This window comes from Rhodococcus sp. BP-316, assembly GCF_019836105.1.
Classification (GTDB): Bacteria; Actinomycetota; Actinomycetes; order Mycobacteriales; family Mycobacteriaceae; genus Rhodococcoides.
This window is the reverse complement of sequence record NZ_JABUEE010000001.1, coordinates 142345-160979: the sequence shown is the minus strand read 5'-3', so window position 1 is coordinate 160979 and position 18635 is coordinate 142345. Positions and strand designations below refer to the sequence as shown.

Here is an 18635-nt window from a genome sequence, read left to right as displayed (position 1 = left end):
GGAGGCCGGTCGGAGTTGAGCGGGCAGGCCGGAGGCCGGTCGGATGTCTGAGCTCCAGGCCGTCTTGTTCGACATGGACGGGACGCTGTTGGACTCGGAGCGCCTGTGGGACATCGCGGTGTACGAGCTGTCCGAGTCCCTCGGGCGCGAGCTCACTCCGGAGGTGCGGGAGTCGACTCTGGGCAACTCGATGATGGGTGCGCTGGCGAAGGTCTACGCGCACGTGGGACGGGAGGCGTCGCCGGAGAACCTGGCGGAATCCGCTGCCTGGCTCAACGGCCGTGTGGTCGAGCTGTTCGCGGGTGGTCTGCCGTGGCGTCCGGGTGCGGAGGCCGCGCTGGATCTGGTGCAGTCGGCCGGTCTGGGCTGTGCCCTCGTCACCAACACCGAGCGCATGCTGACGGAGATCGCGCTCGAGACGCTGGGCCGTCACCGCTTCGGCGCGACCGTGTGCGGCGACGAGGTGACGCACGCGAAGCCCGCTCCCGATCCGTACCGCCGGGGCGCAGCGCTGCTCGGTGTCGACACGGCGTCGTGCGTCGCCGTCGAGGATTCGCCCACGGGAACCGAGTCCGCCGTCTCGGCGGGATGCGCCGTCGTCGTGGTGCCCTCCGAGGTGCAGGTGCCCAGCGGACCGGGCCGTACGTTCCGCACCACCCTCGAGGGGCTCACCCTCGACGATCTCCGGTCTGCGCGCGCCGGGGGACACTGATAGCGGTCCGCGGGCCGCGTCGTGGAACAATCATCACCCGTGAAGAACTTCGAGTCCCTGTTCGCCGAGCTCACCGACCGCGCTGCCACCAGGCCCGAGGGCTCGGGCACCGTCGCCGCGTTGGACGCGGGTGTGCATCAGCAGGGCAAGAAGATCCTCGAGGAGGCCGGCGAGGTGTGGATCGCCGCGGAGCACGAGACGGACGAGGCGCTGGCGGAGGAGATCTCGCAGCTCCTGTACTGGATCCAGGTGTTGATGGTCGGGAAGAACCTCTCCCTCGAGGATGTCTACCGACATCTGTGAGCGGACCGACCCACTTCCACCGCCACCGATCTTCCCGCACCCCAGGAGTCCCACCATGCTTCGCGTCGCCGTCCCCAACAAAGGTTCCCTGTCCGAGCTCGCCGGAGAGATTCTGAGCGAGGCGGGCTACCGTCGCCGCGCCGATTCCCGCGATCTCACCGTGCTCGACAACGCCAACAACGTCGAGTTCTTCTTCCTCCGTCCCAAGGACATCGCCATCTACGTGGGCTCGGGTGAGCTCGATCTCGGCATCACCGGCCGGGATCTGTCGCTCGATTCGGGCGCACCCGTGACCGAGCGGCTCGCACTCGGATTCGGCAACAGCACCTTCCGCTACGCCGCGCCGGCCGGCAAGGAGTGGACCCCGAACGGTCTGGCCGGGCTCCGCATCGCCACGTCGTACCCCAACCTGGTCCGCCGGGACCTCGCGGCGCGGGGCCTCGAGGCCACCGTGATCCGTCTGGACGGAGCCGTCGAGATCTCCATCCAGTTGGGTGTCGCCGATGCGATCGCCGACGTCGTGGGCTCGGGACGCACACTGCGCCAACACAACCTGGTGGCGTTCGGTGAATCCCTGTGCGACTCGGAGGGCGTGCTCATCGAGCAGGCGGGCTCGCCAGTCGACGACAAGGCGCGCAACCAGCTCATCGCGCGTGTCCAGGGCGTCGTCTTCGCCCAGCAGTACCTGATGCTCGACTACGACTGCCCGCGCAGCATCCTCGACGACGCCGTCAAGATCACGCCCGGCCTCGAGTCGCCGACGCTGTCCCCGCTCGCGGACGAGGCGTGGGTGGCCATTCGTGCCATGGTTCCGCGCAAGGGACACAACGCCGTGATGGACGAGCTCGCCGAGCTCGGCGCCAAGGCGATTCTCGCGTCCGACATCCGGTCGTGCCGCGCATTCTGACGCGTCCGCTCCGTTGTGATCGGTCCCAGTAGTTCCTGATCGGTACCGACCAGTCTCCTCTCGTCGCTAGAGTCGCGTCGTCGAGAGGATCCGTCATGACCGTCGTCGATTCTGCGAGCCCCGACCTGCTGGTCTCGCTCGCCGCTGCACTCACCGGAACACTGTCGCGTCCGGGGGAGCCCGGATACGAGCGGTCGGTGCCGTGGAACGTCGCTGTCCCCGTCGATCCGGTGGCAGTCGTCGCGGCCGCCACCGCGGACGACGTCGCCGCCACCGTGCGGGCAGCGCGCGAGGCCGGGCTTCGCGTGGCCGTACAGGCCACCGGACACGGGGCGGTGCGCATCGGTCCGGACACGATTCTGGTCCTCACCGGTGATCTCGACGAACTGACGATCGACCCCGACACGCGCGTCGCCCGGCTCGGCGCCGGGGTCCGGTGGCAGCAGGTTCTCGACGCCGGCGCGCCGTCCGGATCGGCGCCGCTGTGTGGGTCGTCGCCGAACACCGGCGTCACGGGATTTCTGACCGGTGGGGGAATCGGGCCGGTGGCTCGGACGTACGGGGTCTCGTCGAGTCGTGTGCGCGCGTTCGATCTCGTCACGGGCGACGGCACACTGCGCCGGGTGACACCGGACAGCGACGCCGATCTCTTCCGCGGCCTGTGTGGGGGCAAGTCGACACTCGGCATCGTCACCGCGGTCGAGACGGAGCTGCTGCCGATCGCCGAGTTCTACGCAGGCGCACTGTATTACGACGGCCGGCACGCGGCGGCGGTACTCGAGGCGTGGCGGGTGTGGAGCGCCACGCTGACCGAGGAGCACAACACCTCGCTGGCGTTCCTCCAGCTTCCACCGCTGCCCGGCGTGCCGGAACCGTTGGCCGGGAAGTTCGTGGTCGCGGTGCGTTTCGCATCGGTCGCGGAGCCGGGGATCGCAGCCGACGTTCTCGCGCCGATGCGCGCTGCGGCCCCGACCGTCATCGACACGGTCACGACCATTCCGTACGCGGCGGTGGGGTCGGTGCATGCCGACCCGGTGGATCCGATGCCGACACGTGAGGCCACGACGATGCTCCGCGTGTTCGACGAGGAGGCGGCAGCGACCGTGTTGGTCATGACCGGCCCCGCGTCGAGTTCACCGCAGGTGATCGTGGAGCTGAGGCTGCTCGGCGGCGCTCTCGGCCGGCCGGGACCGCATCCCGACGTGTACTGCCATCGCGAGGCCGCCTACAGCCTCCTGTGCATCGGAGTGCTGGCGCCTCCTGTCGCCGATGCGGTGATCGCGCACGGCGAGGCAGTCGTGGAGGCTCTGGCACCGTGGTCGACCGGTGGCGCGTTGCCCAACTTCGCGGCGTCCGACGACCCCGCTCACCTCGCACGGGTCTACGACGAGGACACCCGGGCCTGGCTCGGAGCCCTGGCCGAGCATCACGATCCCGCGGGGATCTTCCGCGTCGGACAGGTGGTCCGGCTCGGCTGATCCGGTGTGGAGACGTCAGGCGCGAGCGCGCACCTCGAGTGTCTGGAACGTGCGGCCCACCGACCCCGTCGCGTCGTACAACGTCGAGGTGCACAGCCCGATGCCGTCGTCGCCGATCGCGGTGCGGGCCTGCACACCCACCCATTCGCCGACGGGTTCGCGCACGATCTGCACCGTCAGATCGGTGTTGAGGAACGTCCACTCCGTCGGATCGAGAAGCGCCGCGACGCCATTGGCGATGTCCGCCACGGCGAACAGTCCGACGATCGGCGACGTCTGCTCGCCGGCCACCACGGGATACCTCGGACGTGCCCACACCCGGCCGGGCTCCGACGCCGTCACCGGGCGGGCGCCCCGGAACTCGAGACTGTCGAGGAACCCGCCGTGCCAGTGGTCCGGAAATGCCCACCCGGCCTCGGACTCGTCCGGACCGGGCACCAACGGTGGATCGAGAGTCTGCCCGGCCGCCGAGGTGTCGGTCATCGCCACGCGCCAGGCCGTGGCACGCGCGACCGCCCTGGTCGACCCGTCGGGCAGATCCGCGACGAGGTCGGCCGACAGCATGGCGACCCGGCGACCGGGGCGTTCCACACGGGCCTGCACGGTGAGTTCTCCGACGGGCACCGGCCCGAGGATCTCCATCGTCACCCGCGCGAGCCGGGTGCCCGGCACCGGCGAACACTGCTCCAGTGCTCGCGCGAGCAGCGCCGACGGGGGAGCGCCGTGTTGCATGGTCTCCGCCCACACACTCGTGGTGAGCCGCGTGGCGCGATAGCGATCGGTTCCCTCGACACGGACGAAGAGTGCATCCTCGCTCACGCCGTGACCTCCGTCGGCTCGCTCGGCCACCCCGGGTACTCGGGCGGAGTGCCGCCGAAGGACGGGCACAGGGCCTGGAAGTCGCACCACCCACACAGCTTTCCGGGCTTGGGGCGGAAGTCGCCCGTCTCGCCGGCGGACCGGATGGCCGTCCAGATGGCGGACAGCGTCCGTTCGAACCGGCGGAGCTCGTCCTCGTCCGGGGCGTAGGTGAGAATCTGGCTGTCCTTCAGGAACAGCAGGCGCAGCTGCGCGGGAACGATGCCGCGCGTGCGCATCAGCACCACCGCGTAGAACTTCATCTGGAACAACGCCTTGGCCTCGGCGATCTCGCGCGGCGCCTTGCCCGTCTTGTAGTCGACGACGCGCAGCTGCCCGGTGGGCGCGACGTCGATGCGGTCGATGTAGCCGCGCAACAGCACGCCGTCGTCCAGTTCGGTCTCGACGAGCTGCTCGCACGACTCGGGGTCGAACCGTGTGGGGTCCTCGAGCGAGTAGTAGGACGCCACGAGCGACTGCGCCTCGGCGACGAACTTCTCGCGCTCGTGCTCCTCGACGAGATCGGCCGCGTACTCGTGCGACACGACCATGGCGTCCCATTCCTCCTGCACGAGGGTGCCGGCCCGCGTCGAGACCCGGTCCGCCGCGGGCAACGCGTAGAGCGACTCGAGGGCGGAGTGCACGAGGGTGCCGCGCAACTGCGCCTTCGACGGCGGTGCGGGCAGGCGGTCGATGGCCCGGAACCGGTAGAGCAGGGGGCACTGCTTGTAATCCGCTGCGCGCGAGGGCGACAACGCGGGACGACGGCGAGGACGGTCGGGTGCCGCCGCGGCGACGTCGGTGACGACGGGGTCTTCGGTCGAGATGCTCACGGCGCCGACACTATGCCCGCTCACCGACACGATCCGGTATCTGCCCTACAGTTCCCCGGGGCGCGTCGCGCCCCGAGAGCGCCCCGCTTCGTGGGCGGGACCAGAGTGCACCGGAAAGAGGACCACCCGTGGAACCGACCGACACCGACACGTCTGCGCGCGCGAGCGGACCGTTCCGCGTCGGTGATCGCGTGCAGCTCACCGACGCCAAGGGGCGGCACTACACGGTGGTGCTCGACGCGGCCAAGGAGTTCCACACCCACCGCGGCGGGATCCGCCACGACGATCTGATCGGTGTCGACGAGGGCAGCGTCGTGAAGTCGACGAACGGCACCCCGTATCTCGCTCTGCGCCCGCTCCTCGTCGACTACGTGCTGTCGATGCCGCGCGGCGCGCAGGTCATCTACCCCAAGGACGCCGCCCAGATCGTGCACGAGGGCGACGTCTTCCCGGGTGCCCGCGTGCTCGAGGCGGGTGCCGGTTCCGGCGCCCTGACGTGTTCGCTGCTGCGTGCCGTCGGTCCGCAGGGGCGCGTCATCTCCTACGAGGTGCGCGAGGACCACGCCGTGCACGCGGTGCGCAACGTGGAGACCTTCTTCGGCGAGCGGCCGGAGAACTGGGACCTGGTGATCGACGACGTCGCCGCGTTCGACGTCGCGCGTCACGAGGGCATGGTCGACCGGGTGGTGCTGGACATGCTGGCGCCGTGGGACGCACTCGACGCCGTCGCCGGTGCGCTGGTTCCGGGCGGCGTGCTGATCGTCTACGTGGCCACCGTCACGCAGTTGTCCAAGGTCGTCGAGGCCCTGCGTGCGCAGGAGTGCTGGACCGAGCCGCGGTCGTGGGAGTCGATCGTGCGGGGGTGGCACGTCGTCGGGCTGGCAGTGCGACCCGAGCACCGCATGCAGGGGCACACCGCGTTCCTGGTCAGTGCGCGTCGTCTGGCCGAGGGCACCGTCACCCCGAAACCGCAGCGACGGGCCGGCAAGACCCCCACCGAACCCGCCTGACACCGGGGGTTCATGCACCGACCGTGTGCCGTTCGTCCGCTGTCTGTCGGTGGTCGGTGACAGTGTCTGACCACGGTCGTCACACACGTTTGCGTTTCGCCCGGTAGCGTTGAGAAATCGCTTTGGGAGGAGTCCTGCATGAGCCCTACAGACAACCCGGACCAGTCCGCAGTCCTGGCCGAACTCGATGCCCTGCGAGCCGAGGCCACCGTCCTGCGCCGACAACTCGACGCTTCCCGTGGGGGTGCGCCGTCGGCGGACACCCGTAACACCGACGTGCGTGATCTCGAGTCGCGGGTCGACTCGCTCTCCACACGCAACACGAAGCTGATGGAGACGCTCAAGGAGGCGCGCCAGCAGCTCATCGCCCTGCGCGAGGAGGTCGACCGGCTCGGCGCACCGCCCAGCGGTTACGGCGTCCTGGTGCACACCTACGACGACGCGACGGTGGACGTGTTCACCTCGGGCCGCAAGATGCGCCTGACGTGCTCGCCGAACGTCGACGCCACCGCACTCCGGCCCGGCCAGACCGTGCGTCTGAACGAGGCCCTCACCATCGTCGAGGCGTGTGAATTCGAACGCGTCGGCGAGATCAGCTCCCTTCGCGAGATCCTCGAGGACGGCAAGCGCGCCCTCGTCGTCGGCCACGCCGACGAGGAACGTGTCGTGTGGTTGGCGACTCCGCTGCAGGAGATGGCCGACGACGAGGCACCGGAGGATCCGGACGGGCCGTCGCGCCGCCTGCGCCCCGGCGACTCGTTGCTGGTCGACACCAAGGCCGGCTACGCGTTCGAGCGCATTCCCAAGGCCGAGGTCGAGGACCTCGTGCTCGAGGAGGTCCCCGACGTCGGCTACGAGGACATCGGCGGCCTCGGGCGGCAGATCGAGCAGATCCGCGACGCCGTGGAACTGCCCTTCCTGCACAAGGATCTGTTCCGTGAGTACTCGCTGCGCCCGCCCAAGGGTGTGTTGCTCTACGGGCCTCCCGGCTGCGGCAAGACACTCATCGCCAAGGCGGTCGCCAACTCACTGGCGAAGAAGATCGCCGAGGCACGGGGGCAGGACGCACGCGACGCGAAGTCCTACTTCCTCAACATCAAGGGCCCCGAGCTGCTCAACAAGTTCGTCGGTGAGACGGAGCGCCACATCCGGTTGATCTTCCAGCGGGCTCGCGAGAAGGCGTCGGAGGGCACTCCCGTCATCGTGTTCTTCGACGAGATGGACTCCATCTTCCGTACCCGTGGGTCGGGCGTCTCGTCCGACGTGGAGACCACCGTCGTTCCTCAGCTGCTGGCCGAGATCGACGGTGTCGAGGGCCTCGAGAACGTCATCGTGATCGGTGCGTCCAACCGCGAGGACATGATCGACCCGGCCATTCTTCGCCCGGGCCGTCTGGACGTGAAGATCAAGATCGAGCGGCCGGACGCCGAGTCCGCGCTCGACATCTTCTCGAAGTATCTCGACGACTCGCTGCCCGTCAACGCCGACGATCTCGCGGAGTTCGGCGGCGATCGCGCCGCCTGCATCCGCGGCATGATCGAACGCGTCGTCGAGCGCATGTACGCCGAGAGCGACGACAACCGATTCCTCGAGGTCACCTATGCCAACGGTGACAAGGAGGTCCTGTACTTCAAGGACTTCAACTCGGGCGCGATGATCCAGAACATCGTCGACCGCGCGAAGAAGTACGCCATCAAGTCGGTGCTCGACACCGGGACACCGGGTCTGCGCGTCGGACACCTCTTCGACTCCATCGTCGACGAGTTCGCCGAGAACGAAGATCTGCCCAACACCACCAATCCCGATGACTGGGCGCGCATCTCGGGCAAGAAGGGTGAGCGGATCGTCTACATCCGCACGCTCGTCACCGGTAAGAACGCCAGTGCGAGCCGCTCGATCGACACCGAGTCGAACACGGGTCAGTACCTCTGACCGCCCACCTGTAGCAGCGCCGAGACGATCACGCGGGTGTCCGGAACGAAGGGCCACGCGGGATCGTCCAGGTGTGTCAGCACCTCGACGTCCGACCACCACCAGCCGTCCGCGATCTCGGACGGCTGGTGGTGCATCGGTCCGTCGTGACGCACCTCGTACGCGAACAGGTGGCAGCGCACCGTCGCAGCGCCGGATCGTCCCGTCCAGCGGCCGACCACCGGGTCGCCCGTCACGTCCGCTACGACGCCGAGTTCCTCGGCGAGTTCTCGCGAGGCGGTCTGTCGAGGGTCCTCCCCGGCATCGACGACCCCACCGGCCAGAACGTCGTGCATCCCCGCGAACACCGACTTGGTCGTCGTGCGGCGGTGGACGTACACGCGTGACCCGTCGGTGGATCGCACCAGCACGCCGGCACTCGCGTGCCACAGGCCGCGCTCGTACACCTCGGTGCGCGGCGCTTCGCCCACCACGTGGCCACGCTCGTCGTACACGGCCACGATCTCGTCGTCAGGCATGCGTCACCGCTCCCACTCGATCAGGGGTCACAGGGTCGATAGCCTAGGGTCGAGAGCATGCAGCGCATCATCGGCATCGAGGTCGAGTACGGAATTTCCTCTCCTACCGAGCCTTCCGCCAATCCGATCCTGACATCCACCCAGGCGGTGCTGGCGTACGCCGCCGCGGCGGGTGTGCCGCGGGCCAAGCGGACGCGCTGGGACTACGAGGTGGAATCGCCGCTGCGTGACGCACGCGGGTTCGACCTGGGCCGGTTCAGTGGCCCGGCGCCGATCATCGACGCCGACGAGGTCGGCGCGGCCAACATGATCCTCACCAACGGCGCGCGTCTCTACGTCGACCACGCCCACCCGGAGTACTCCGCACCGGAGGTGCGCGATCCGCTCGATGCCGTCATCTGGGACAAGGCGGGGGAGCGCGTCATGGAAGCGGCTGCGCGCCATGCCTCGAGCGTGCCCGGCGCCCCGCGCCTGCAGTTGTACAAGAACAACGTCGACGGCAAGGGCGCGTCCTACGGCACCCACGAGAACTACCTGATGTCTCGCGAGACCCCGTTCTCCGCGATCATCGCCGGGCTCTCGCCGTTCTTCGCCTCCCGCCAGGTGTTCACCGGCTCGGGCCGCGTCGGCATCGGTCAGTCCGGAGACGAGCCCGGATTCCAGCTCTCGCAGCGCGCCGACTACATCGAGGTCGAGGTGGGCCTCGAGACGACGCTCAAGCGCGGCATCATCAACACCCGCGACGAGCCGCACGCCGACGCCGACAAGTACCGGCGCCTGCACGTGATCATCGGTGACGCCAACCTCGCCGAGATGGCGACCTATCTCAAGGTCGGAACGACGGCCCTGGTGCTCGACATCGTCGAGGCCGGCGTGGACCTGTCCGATCTGCAGCTGGCCCGTCCGGTGACGGCGGTGCACCAGATCAGTCACGACCCGACGCTGCGCCGCACGGTCGCGCTCGCGGACGGTCGCGAGCTGACGGCGTTGGCACTGCAGCGCATCTACCTCGAGCGCGTCTCCGCGCATCTCGACGCACAGGGCGAGAAGGATCCGCGCGCCGCCGACGTCGTCGAGAAGTGGGCGATGATCCTCGACAAGCTCGAGCGCGACCCGATGGACTGCGCTTCCCTCCTCGACTGGCCGGCGAAACTGCGGCTGCTCGAAGGGTTCCGCAACCGCGAGGGACTCGGCTGGTCGGCGCCGCGACTGCACCTCGTGGACCTGCAGTACTCGGACGTCCGCCTCGACAAGGGTCTTTACAACCGGCTCGTCGCGCGCGGATCGATGGAACGGCTGGTCTCCGAGCAGGACGTCATGGACGCCGTCTCGAACCCCCCGACCGACACCCGCGCGTACTTCCGCGGCGAGTGCCTCCGCAAGTTCGGCCGCGACATCGCGGCCGCGAGCTGGGACTCGGTCATCTTCGACCTCGGTGGAGACTCGCTGGTGCGTATCCCCACCCTCGAGCCACTGCGGGGGAGCAAGGCCCACGTCGGTGCTCTGCTCGAATCGGTGGACTCGGCCGCAGAACTGGTGGACCAGCTCACCACCTGACGGTCCGCCCGTGCCGGACGTACGGTGGGTTGTCACCCTGTGACGGCGCATGCTCGGTAGGGTGAAGTTTCGCTGCGTGTCGAGAGAACACGCGGTTCGTGACGAGGAGGTCGGCTATGGCACAAGAGCAGACCACACGCTCCGGCGGTGGCGATGACGACGACGGTTCGGCCGAGGGCGCATCGGGTCAGGAACGACGCGAGAAGCTCGCCGAGGAGACCGACGATCTCCTCGACGAGATCGACGACGTGCTCGAGGAGAACGCGGAGGACTTCGTCCGCGCCTACGTGCAAAAGGGCGGCCAGTGACGGACGCGAACTCCGTTCCCCGTCCCCACGAGAGCGACACCACCCTGCGCTACGGGTCGCCGTTCTCCTCCTTCAGTGAACACCTGCGGGCCTACGCACCGCACCTGTTGCCCGAGAACCGTTTTCGTGCGGATCTCGCTCTGTCCCCGGAGGCGACGATGCAGTCCGACATCGCACCGCACGGCACCACCATCGTGGCCGTCACCTTCGACGGCGGCGTCATCCTCGCGGGTGATCGCCGCGCGACGATGGGCAACCTCATCGCCAGTCGCGACGTCGACAAGGTGTACGTCACGGACGACTACTCGGCTGCCGGCATCGCGGGAACCGCCGGCATGGCGATCGAGCTGGTGCGGCTGTTCGCGGTCGAACTCGAGCACTACGAGAAGATCGAGGGCGTCTCCCTCACCTTCAACGGCAAGGCCAACAAGCTGTCCTCCATGGTGCGGGCCAATCTCGGTGCGGCCATGCAAGGTCTGGCTGTGGTTCCGCTACTCGTCGGCTACGACCTCGACGCCGCCGACGCCCGCCATGCGGGGCGCATCGTCTCCTACGACGTGGTCGGTGGCCGCTACGAGGAACGGTCCGGCTACCACGCGGTGGGATCGGGATCGCTGTTCGCGAAATCGGCGATGAAGAAGCTCTACCGCGAGGACATGACCGAGGACGAGGCTCTGCGCGTCGCGGTCGAATCGCTGTACGACGCTGCCGACGACGATTCGGCGACCGGCGGACCGGATCTGACCCGCGGCATCTACCCGACGGCGGTGGCCATCGGTGCCGGGGGAGCGAACCTGGTGGGATCGGACCGCATCGAGGCTCTGGCCCGTGCGGTACTGCAGGACCGATCGGAAGAAGGGGGTGCGCGCCGATGACGATGCCGTACTACGCGTCCGCCGAACAGATCATGCGCGATCGTTCGGAACTGGCGCGCAAGGGAATCGCACGCGGTCGCAGCGTGGTCGTGCTGACCTACGCGGACGGCGTGCTCTTCGTCGCCGAGAACCGGTCCTCCGCACTGCACAAGGTGAGCGAGCTGTACGACCGCCTCGGCTTCGCCGCGGTGGGCAAGTACAACGAGTTCGAGAATCTACGCCGCGCCGGCATCGTGCACGCCGACACCAAGGGCTACACCTACGACCGTGCGGACGTCACCGGACGATCGTTGGCCAAGGCGTACGCGCAGACGCTCGGCACCATCTTCACCGAGCAGCTCAAGCCGTACGAGGTGGAGATCTGCGTGGCCGAGGTCGGTGCCGTCGACGAGAGTCCCCGGTCCCAGCTCTACCGCATCACGTACGACGGCTCGATCGTCGACGAGGTCGACTTCGTGGTCATGGGCGGTGCCACCGAACCGATCTCGACGGTCCTGCGCGAGAAGTACCGCTCGGGGCTCGATCTCGACGCGGCGGTCGCGCTGGCAGTCGGTGCGCTCCAGGACTCCACGTCGACGCCGCCGACCAACGGTGCCGCGAGCGAGCCCGCGGAGAAGCGCGTCCTCGAGGTCACGAGCCTCGAAGTGGCCGTTCTCGAACAGACGCGGCCGAGGCGTGCGTTCCGGCGGATCTCCGGAGCGGCGCTCCAGGGACTGTTGCCCCCCGGTTCGGAACCTGCGGGCACCTGACCGACCGGCTACGAAGCACCCGTCACGCGCGCGGCGCGTCGGCGGTGCCCGTTCCGTACAGCGTGAGCAGCGAGGGCCGGGCCCGGTAGTCGAAGGCCCGGCCCTCGCCCGCCACCTCCCCGTCCACCGCCACCGCGACCGTGGTCTGCAGGTTGCGCACCGAGACCGCCGGCACCCGCAGATGGCGGTAGGTGGGCGACGTGCCGAGAGTCCCGGTCATCGCGGCGAGTGCGAGGCGGGTACGCGAGAGCCGCATGTGCGCGCGCAGGAACCGCACGTCCAGCACACCGCTCGCGATCGACGGCCGCGACATGGGCACCTGATCACCCGGCGTGTAGGTGCCGTTGCCGACGAACATCATCCACACCGAGTCGCGGCGCCCGTCGATCTCCACGTGCATCGGCTCGGCCACCGCCAGGACGGCCACCATCGCGGCCGCGGCCGCGGGCCACTTCCCGATGCGTGAGCTCCACTTGTCCCGCAGCCGAACCGAATCCGGGTAGCCCCCGATGCTGGCGGTGTTGACGAAGAGGATCTCCTCACCGCCGTCGATGCTCACACCGCCGAGATCCACCCGGCTGGACGCGCCGCGAGTGACGGCGTCCGCGGTGACCGACACCTCCACCGCGCCGACGTCCCGTGCGAAGTGGTTCAGCGTGCCGCCGGGGAACACCGCGAGAGGAAGCCCCGTCCGCACCGCGGCCGCGACGGCAGCGGCCACCGTGCCGTCCCCTCCGCAGACTCCGAGCGCGAGCACGTCCGATCCTGCGGCGCGGACGAACTGGGCGGTGAAGTCGTCGTCGGCGTCCGGCTCGAGGAACCGCGCCCTCGGCAGGGCCTTCGCCACGTCGGCGACGACTTCCGAATTGTGGGTGCCCGCGCCCGGATTGACCAGCACGAGCATTCCCTCACCCTCGTGCAGGGCGGGCGCCAGCCCCGCGGGGCCCAACTCGGCCGACTCGGTGGAGCGCACGGCCCACCAGCGGCGGGTCGACAGCGCGACCGCGACCCCGAGCGCCGCGCCCACCACCACGTCCGACGGCCAGTGCACGCCGACGTGCACTCGCGAGTACGCGACGGTCGCGGCCAGCGGGGCGACGAGGAGACCGGCGAGCGGAGCCTCGAGCGCCACGCCCGTCGCGAACGCCGCGGCGGAGGCGGCGTGACCCGACGGGAACGACGACGACACGGGTGGGGTCATGATCCGCCGGAGCGCGGGGACCGACGCGGCCGGTGGACGATCGCGGGGGAGCAGCGGCTTGAGCACCCCGTTCGCGAGCGAGCTGGCACCCACGACCGCGAGCATGCCGCGTACGGCACCTCGTCGTCGGGGGCCGCCGGACGCGGCGAGCGCCGACGCCACGATCGCCCACAGAACACTGTGATCGGCGAGCCCGGTGAGCGTGCGCAGCGCGGGGTCCAACCCCGACGGTCGCGACGCGAAACTGGCCTTCACCAGCGCCAGATCGACGGAACGGGTGCGGCCGCGCAGCGATCGGGGATTCACCTGCGCCACACTACGGCTGCCACGGGCTCGGGTAGCCGATGCCGCGGTCGATGCCGTTGTACTGTCGAAGTGTGCAGCGACGAATCATGGGGATCGAGACCGAGTTCGGTGTGACGTGCACGTTCCACGGGCACCGTCGACTCAGCCCGGACGAGGTGGCCCGGTATCTGTTCCGGCGTGTCGTGTCGTGGGGACGCAGCTCCAACGTGTTCCTGCGCAACGGTGCGCGGCTCTACCTGGACGTCGGCTCCCATCCCGAGTACGCCACTGCCGAGTGCGACAGCCTTCTGCAGCTGGTCACGCACGACCGCGCCGGCGAGCGTGTTCTCGAGGACCTGCTCATCGACGCGGAGCAGCGTCTCGTCGAGGAGGGCATCGGCGGCGACATCTACCTGTTCAAGAACAACACCGACTCCGCGGGCAACTCCTACGGCTGCCACGAGAACTACCTCGTGGTGCGCGCCGGCGAGTTCTCCCGCATCTCCGACGTGCTGTTGCCGTTCCTGGTCACCCGCCAGCTCATCTGCGGCGCGGGCAAGATCCTGCAGACGCCGAAGGCCGCCACGTTCTGCCTCTCGCAGCGCGCCGAGCACATCTGGGAGGGCGTGTCGTCCGCGACCACCCGCTCACGGCCCATCATCAACACGCGCGACGAACCGCATGCCGACGCCGAGAAGTACCGTCGTCTGCACGTCATCGTCGGCGACTCCAACATGGCCGAGCCGACGACCATGCTCAAGGTCGGCACCGCAGCGCTGGTCCTGGAGATGATCGAGGCGGGCGTGTCGTTCCGAGACTTCGCCCTGGACAACCCGATTCGCGCCATCCGCGAGGTGTCCCACGACTCGACGGGGCGGCGCCCCGTCCGTCTCGCGGGGGGACGCCAGGCCAGTGCACTCGAGATCCAGCGCGAGTACCACGCCCGCGCCGTCGAGCACCTGCGCAACCGCGAGCCGGACGCGCAGATCGAGCAGGTCGTCGACCTGTGGGGCCGCACCCTCGACGCCGTCGAGGCGCAGGACTTCGCCAAGGTGGACACCGAGATCGACTGGGTGATCAAGCGCAAGCTGTTCGATCGCTATCAGGACAGGTACTCGATGGACCTGTCCGACCCGAAGATCGCCCAGCTGGACTTGGCCTATCACGACATCAAGCGCGGCCGCGGCGTCTTCGACGTGCTGCAGCGCAAGGGACTGGTCAAGCGCGTCACCGAGGACGACCAGATCGACGAGGCGGTGAACACGCCGCCGCAGACGACACGCGCGAAGCTGCGTGGCGAGTTCATCAGCGCCGCACAGGAGGCGGGACGCGACTTCACCGTCGACTGGGTGCATCTCAAGCTCAACGACCAGGCTCAGCGCACGGTGCTGTGCAAGGACCCGTTCCGCTCGGTCGACGAGCGCGTGGAGCGCCTGATCGCGTCGATGTAGAGGCCGACGGTCCTCCTTCTCCACAGGAGTCCCGTCCTCCCCACCCCGGCGATGCGCACGGGTGGGGAGATGCTCAGCCACTAGGCTGGGTCGGTGGCGATCTCCAAAGTCGAGCGGTTGATGAACCTCGTCATCTGCCTGCTCTCGACACGGCAGTACCTGACCGCCGAGCGCATCCGCGAGTCCGTCGCCGGATACGAGGACTCGGCGAGCGACGAGGCCTTCAGTCGCATGTTCGAGCGCGACAAGAACGAGCTGCGTGATCTCGGCGTCCCGCTCGAGACCGGTCAGATCTCGCGCTTCTCGACGGTCGAGGGGTACCGCATCAACCGCGATCGGTACGAACTCCCCGACGTCGACCTGGCCAGCGACGAGGCCGCTGCGGTCGCCGTGGCCGTCCAACTCTGGGAGTCGCCCGAGCTCACCTCCGCCGCTCAGAGCGCGATGTTGAAGTTGCGCGCCGCGGGCGTGCAGGTGGACACCGAGAACTCGCCGGCCGCCGTGACCGCCGTTCCGTCCCGCAGTCGAGGTTCCGAGCCCGCGCTGGGCAAGCTGCTCGCTGCTATCGACGCCGGCCGGTCCGTGCGGTTCTCGCACCGTTCCACCCCGGCCGCCCCCTTCCGGGAGCGCACCGTCGAGCCGTGGGGAGTGGTCACCCACTCCGGACGCTGGTACCTCGTCGGGCACGACACCGAGCGCGACGCCGTCCGTACCTTCCGCCTGTCACGGATCGGGGACGACGTCGTGGCCTTCGGACCGGCGGGATCGGTGCGCAAGCCCGACGACGTCGATCTCGGTGTCATCGTGGCCCGCGCCGCCGCGAGCGGTGACGTGGCGGGCAGCGCCGACGTCTGGGTGTCGGAGGGACGGGGACTCGAGCTGCGCCGTCTCGGCACCGAGGTGGAGACACGTGATCTCGTGGGGCGACGCGGTTCCGTGGTCCGCATCCCGGTGCGGTCGTGGGAGTGGATCGCCCGGGTGGTCGCCGGCCACGGCGCCGACGCGATCGTGCTGTCGCCGACCGAACTCCGCGACATCGTCGTCGGCACCCTGTCCGTGAGCGCGCACCGCGCGCCGACCGACGCCGTCTCGCCCGGGAGCAGCTCATGAGCGTTCGCCTGTCCTCGCGGCTGGCCCGGCTGCTCAACCTCGTGCCGTACTTCATCGCCAATCCGGGTATCAGCGCGGCCGACGCCGCGGCCGAGCTCGGGGTCACGACCAAACAGCTGATGGACGACCTGAACCAGCTGTGGATGTGCGGACTGCCCGGATACGGTCCGGGCGATCTCATCGATCTGTCGTTCTCCGAGGACAGCATCGAGGTCACGTTCTCCGCCGGTATCGACAGGCCGCTGCGTCTGACGTCCACGGAAGCGACCGCGCTGCTCATCGCGCTGCGGTCACTCGTCGAGATGCCCGGCATGGTGGACCCGTCCGCGGCGTACCGCGCCATCGCGAAGATCGAGGCCGCGGCGGGTGTCGCGGCGGCCGAGGGGCCGGACGACACGCCCGAGCCGCAGGAGAGTCCCAGTGTCACGACCGTCCGTGGGGCGCTCGCCCGCGGTCGCGCGCTGCACATCACCTACTACTCGGCATCGCGGGACGTGGTGTCCGAACGCACCGTCGATCCGTTGCGCATCGTCCTCGTCGACGATCAGAGCTACCTGCAGGCCTGGTGCCGCGACGCGGAGGGCGTCCGGCTGTTCCGGCTGGACCGCATCGATGCCGCGACCGAGCTGGACGAGCCGTCCGCACCGCCCGAGCAGGCCAGGACCGGTGGGGACGCACTCGATCTCTTCCACGACGATCCGTCGCTGCCGCTCGCACGGCTCGTCGTCGCACCCGACCACGTGTGGATTCTGGACTACTACCCCATGACGCAGACCGCTGCGCACGACGACGGCTCGATCGAGGTCTCGATGCGATTCGCGACGCTCGACTGGATGAGCCGTCTGGCGCTGGGTCTGGGGTCGGGAGTGCGGGTGCTCGGACCGCCCGCACTGGTTCGTGAGGTCACCGCTCGGTCGCGCGACGCCCTCGACGTCTATCGCGCCGTCTCGGGAGCGTGACCGGCCCATCTCGAGTCGTCCGGACATGCAGGACTCGTCCGGTGAACTCTCGGCGAACGGTCGGTACGCGGGTCCACCGGACACCGGGTGGGAGCCATCGGGTCCGGTAGCATCGAATCCACCGAAACTGGGAGGTTTTCATGGGTGCGTTACAACCCTGGCACTGGATCGTCCTGATCGTCGTGCTCGTACTGCTGTTCGGATCGAAGAAGCTGCCCGAGGCCGCACGTGGCCTGGGACGCTCGATGCGCATCTTCAAGAGTGAAGTGCAGGAGATGCAGAACGACGGCAAGAAGCCGGACACCACCACGAACACGGCGCCGGCACCGCAGTCGCAGTTGCCGTCCCCGAACACGGTCACCCCGACCGTCGCGTCGACCGAACCGACGCACGAGCAGCACCCGCGCTCGGCCTGACACTCGCAGGCACCACGGTCGGGGCGATGTCGCCTCGGCCGTTTCGTGGGTGGTGACCGAGGTTCGCGCCCGCTGCGGCGTGCGCACCTCGGCACCCGTCACCGCGAACCACAGTCTTCAGTCCAGGCACCGCAGTCGACAGGCGAAGAGTCACCGTGCGCATACCGTTCGATCCGCGACAGCGCAGGCGTCGCGTCAATCCCGACGGCACCATGTCGTTGGTGGAGCATCTCTACGAGCTCCGCACGCGTCTGCTGTGGTCGATGCTGGCCATCGTCCTCACCACGATCGTGGGGTTCTTCTGGTACTCGCACTCGCTGCTGGGTATCGAGTCGCTCGGTGACCTGCTCCGCGGGCCGTACTGCTCGCTCCCGTCCGAGAGTCGCGCCGAGCTCACCGACGACGGCACGTGTCGGCTGCTCGCCACCGGACCGTTCGAGCAGTTCATGCTCCGGTTCAAGGTGGCCATCACCGCGGGCGTCGTGCTCGCCTGCCCCATCTGGCTCTATCAGGTGTGGGCGTTCATCACGCCCGGCCTCTACCGCCAGGAACGGCGCTACGCCATCTCGTTCGTCACGGCGGCGGCCGTGCTCTTCGTCTCCGGCGCCGTCCTCGCCTACATCGTCGTCGCGAAAGCCCTGCACTTCCTGCTGACCATCGGCGACAACGTCCAGGTCACCGCTCTCAGTGGCGCCGAGTACTTCGGCTTCGTCATCAACCTGCTCGTCATCTTCGGCGTCAGCTTCGAGATCCCGCTTTTGATCGTCGCGCTCAACGCCGTCGGCGTCCTGAAGTACGAGAAGCTCCGCGGCTGGCGTCGCGGGCTCATCTTCGCGATGTTCGCCTTCGCCGCCGTCGTCACGCCCGGCGGTGACCCCTTCTCGATGACCGCGCTGGCACTCGCGCTGAGCATCCTCGTCGAGTTCGCCATCCAGATCGCGCGCGTCAACGATCGACGGCGCGCACGGCGCGAGACCGAGGAGTGGGGGAACGTCTCCGATGACGAGGCGTCGCCTCTCGACACCTCGGCCGCCCCGGTCGGCAGGCCCGTCCCGGTGCGTCACGACGCCGACGCCGACTACTCCGACACTCTCTGAGTTGCCCACGCTGTCTGAGTGACCCCCATCGGCGGACACCCTCTAATCTGGAGTCGTGGCCAATCACAGCGGGCAG

Annotated in this window: 19 protein-coding genes; 15 read left to right on the top strand and 4 right to left on the bottom strand. The window is 68.8% G+C overall.

Annotated features, from left to right (window positions below; translation table 11 throughout):
* The first annotated feature begins 43 nt into the window (after positions 1-43).
* From HQ312_RS00725 to HQ312_RS00710, 4 genes are all read left to right on the top strand, one after another.
* Positions 44-712 (top strand): HAD family phosphatase, encoded by a 669-nt coding sequence (locus HQ312_RS00725; protein WP_222637556.1) that lies wholly within the window; start codon positions 44-46, stop codon positions 710-712.
* A 39-nt stretch (positions 713-751) separates the two neighbouring features.
* Positions 752-1015, top strand: coding sequence for a phosphoribosyl-ATP diphosphatase (locus HQ312_RS00720; protein ID WP_027505348.1), 264 nt, complete (start codon positions 752-754; stop codon positions 1013-1015).
* Positions 1016-1070: 55 nt separating this feature from the next.
* A complete protein-coding gene (gene hisG, locus HQ312_RS00715) occupies positions 1071-1922 on the top strand; it encodes an ATP phosphoribosyltransferase (protein WP_222637555.1) in 852 nt (283 codons plus the stop codon).
* A gap of 95 nt (positions 1923-2017) precedes the next feature.
* Positions 2018-3400, top strand: a complete 1383-nt coding sequence (locus HQ312_RS00710) for an FAD-binding oxidoreductase (protein WP_222637554.1) — start codon at positions 2018-2020, stop codon at positions 3398-3400.
* A 15-nt stretch (positions 3401-3415) separates the two neighbouring features.
* Here the strand turns inward: HQ312_RS00710 and HQ312_RS00705 are convergent, their stop codons facing one another.
* Both HQ312_RS00705 and HQ312_RS00700 read right to left on the bottom strand, forming a co-directional pair.
* Positions 3416-4219: a thioesterase family protein gene (locus HQ312_RS00705; RefSeq protein WP_056445157.1), complete on the bottom strand. Its 804-nt coding sequence runs from the start codon at positions 4217-4219 to the stop codon at positions 3416-3418.
* Positions 4216-5091, bottom strand: coding sequence for a RecB family exonuclease (locus tag HQ312_RS00700; protein WP_027505352.1), 876 nt, complete (start codon positions 5089-5091; stop codon positions 4216-4218). Before HQ312_RS00700 ends, HQ312_RS00705 begins: the two co-directional genes overlap by 4 nt.
* Positions 5092-5219: 128 nt before the next feature.
* Here HQ312_RS00700 and HQ312_RS00695 point away from each other — a divergent pair, with 128 nt between their 5' ends.
* Together HQ312_RS00695 and arc are read left to right on the top strand one after the other, a co-directional pair.
* Positions 5220-6101 (top strand): tRNA (adenine-N1)-methyltransferase, encoded by an 882-nt coding sequence (locus HQ312_RS00695; protein WP_027505353.1) that lies wholly within the window; start codon positions 5220-5222, stop codon positions 6099-6101.
* Positions 6102-6239: 138 nt separating this feature from the next.
* Positions 6240-8033, top strand: a complete 1794-nt coding sequence (gene arc / locus HQ312_RS00690; RefSeq protein ID WP_027505354.1) for a proteasome ATPase — start codon at positions 6240-6242, stop codon at positions 8031-8033.
* Here the strand turns inward: arc and HQ312_RS00685 are convergent.
* Complete coding sequence (locus tag HQ312_RS00685; protein WP_056444586.1) at positions 8021-8551, bottom strand: NUDIX domain-containing protein; 531 nt, start codon at positions 8549-8551, stop codon at positions 8021-8023. The genes arc and HQ312_RS00685 overlap by 13 nt on opposite strands.
* A 57-nt stretch (positions 8552-8608) precedes the next feature.
* On the opposite strand from HQ312_RS00685, the gene dop reads away from it, so the two are divergent.
* The 4 genes from dop to prcA all read left to right on the top strand — a co-directional run bounded on the left by dop (position 8609) and on the right by prcA (position 12040).
* Positions 8609-10108: a depupylase/deamidase Dop gene (gene dop, locus HQ312_RS00680; protein WP_027505356.1), complete on the top strand. Its 1500-nt coding sequence runs from the start codon at positions 8609-8611 to the stop codon at positions 10106-10108.
* A 116-nt stretch (positions 10109-10224) separates the two neighbouring features.
* A complete protein-coding gene (locus tag HQ312_RS00675; protein ID WP_027505357.1) occupies positions 10225-10416 on the top strand; it encodes a ubiquitin-like protein Pup in 192 nt (63 codons plus the stop codon).
* A complete protein-coding gene (gene prcB / locus HQ312_RS00670; protein ID WP_027505358.1) occupies positions 10413-11291 on the top strand; it encodes a proteasome subunit beta in 879 nt (292 codons plus the stop codon). The genes HQ312_RS00675 and prcB overlap by 4 nt, the downstream gene beginning before the upstream one ends.
* Positions 11288-12040, top strand: coding sequence for a proteasome subunit alpha (gene prcA / locus HQ312_RS00665; protein ID WP_027505359.1), 753 nt, complete (start codon positions 11288-11290; stop codon positions 12038-12040). The genes prcB and prcA overlap by 4 nt, the downstream gene beginning before the upstream one ends.
* A 22-nt stretch (positions 12041-12062) precedes the next feature.
* Here prcA and HQ312_RS00660 read toward each other — a convergent pair whose 3' ends face one another.
* Positions 12063-13346: a bifunctional phosphatase PAP2/diacylglycerol kinase family protein gene (locus tag HQ312_RS00660; RefSeq protein WP_374197744.1), complete on the bottom strand. Its 1284-nt coding sequence runs from the start codon at positions 13344-13346 to the stop codon at positions 12063-12065.
* Positions 13347-13618: 272 nt separating this feature from the next.
* On the opposite strand from HQ312_RS00660, the gene pafA reads away from it, so the two are divergent.
* The 5 genes from pafA (at position 13619) to tatC (ending at position 18559) form a co-directional block, all read left to right on the top strand.
* Entirely contained in the window at positions 13619-14977 is a 1359-nt protein-coding gene (pafA, locus tag HQ312_RS00655) for a Pup--protein ligase (protein ID WP_197027762.1), read from the top strand.
* A 93-nt stretch (positions 14978-15070) separates the two neighbouring features.
* A complete protein-coding gene (locus HQ312_RS00650) occupies positions 15071-16087 on the top strand; it encodes a YafY family protein (protein ID WP_222637552.1) in 1017 nt (338 codons plus the stop codon).
* Positions 16084-17046: a YafY family protein gene (locus tag HQ312_RS00645; protein WP_027505363.1), complete on the top strand. Its 963-nt coding sequence runs from the start codon at positions 16084-16086 to the stop codon at positions 17044-17046. The genes HQ312_RS00650 and HQ312_RS00645 overlap by 4 nt, the downstream gene beginning before the upstream one ends.
* A gap of 140 nt (positions 17047-17186) precedes the next feature.
* Positions 17187-17462: a Sec-independent protein translocase subunit TatA gene (gene tatA, locus HQ312_RS00640; RefSeq protein ID WP_027505364.1), complete on the top strand. Its 276-nt coding sequence runs from the start codon at positions 17187-17189 to the stop codon at positions 17460-17462.
* A 155-nt stretch (positions 17463-17617) separates the two neighbouring features.
* Entirely contained in the window at positions 17618-18559 is a 942-nt protein-coding gene (gene tatC / locus HQ312_RS00635) for a twin-arginine translocase subunit TatC (RefSeq protein WP_056444573.1), read from the top strand.
* The last annotated feature ends 76 nt before the right edge of the window (positions 18560-18635 follow it).

What these genes read in the sequence shown, in the direction of transcription:
- arc (WP_027505354.1), top strand. Translation starts at nt 6,240, where the DNA reads ATGAGCCCTACAGACAACCCGGACCAGTCCGCAGTCCTGGCCGAACTC.
- HQ312_RS00660 (WP_374197744.1), bottom strand. Translation starts at nt 13,346, where the DNA reads ATGCTCGCGGTCGTGGGTGCCAGCTCGCTCGCGAACGGGGTGCTCAAG.
- prcA (WP_027505359.1), top strand. Translation starts at nt 11,288, where the DNA reads ATGACGATGCCGTACTACGCGTCCGCCGAACAGATCATGCGCGATCGT.
- dop (WP_027505356.1), top strand. Translation starts at nt 8,609, where the DNA reads ATGCAGCGCATCATCGGCATCGAGGTCGAGTACGGAATTTCCTCTCCT.
- HQ312_RS00710 (WP_222637554.1), top strand. Translation starts at nt 2,018, where the DNA reads ATGACCGTCGTCGATTCTGCGAGCCCCGACCTGCTGGTCTCGCTCGCC.
- HQ312_RS00645 (WP_027505363.1), top strand. Translation starts at nt 16,084, where the DNA reads ATGAGCGTTCGCCTGTCCTCGCGGCTGGCCCGGCTGCTCAACCTCGTG.
- HQ312_RS00675 (WP_027505357.1), top strand. Translation starts at nt 10,225, where the DNA reads ATGGCACAAGAGCAGACCACACGCTCCGGCGGTGGCGATGACGACGAC.
- tatA (WP_027505364.1), top strand. Translation starts at nt 17,187, where the DNA reads ATGGGTGCGTTACAACCCTGGCACTGGATCGTCCTGATCGTCGTGCTC.
- HQ312_RS00725 (WP_222637556.1), top strand. Translation starts at nt 44, where the DNA reads ATGTCTGAGCTCCAGGCCGTCTTGTTCGACATGGACGGGACGCTGTTG.
- hisG (WP_222637555.1), top strand. Translation starts at nt 1,071, where the DNA reads ATGCTTCGCGTCGCCGTCCCCAACAAAGGTTCCCTGTCCGAGCTCGCC.
- HQ312_RS00685 (WP_056444586.1), bottom strand. Translation starts at nt 8,551, where the DNA reads ATGCCTGACGACGAGATCGTGGCCGTGTACGACGAGCGTGGCCACGTG.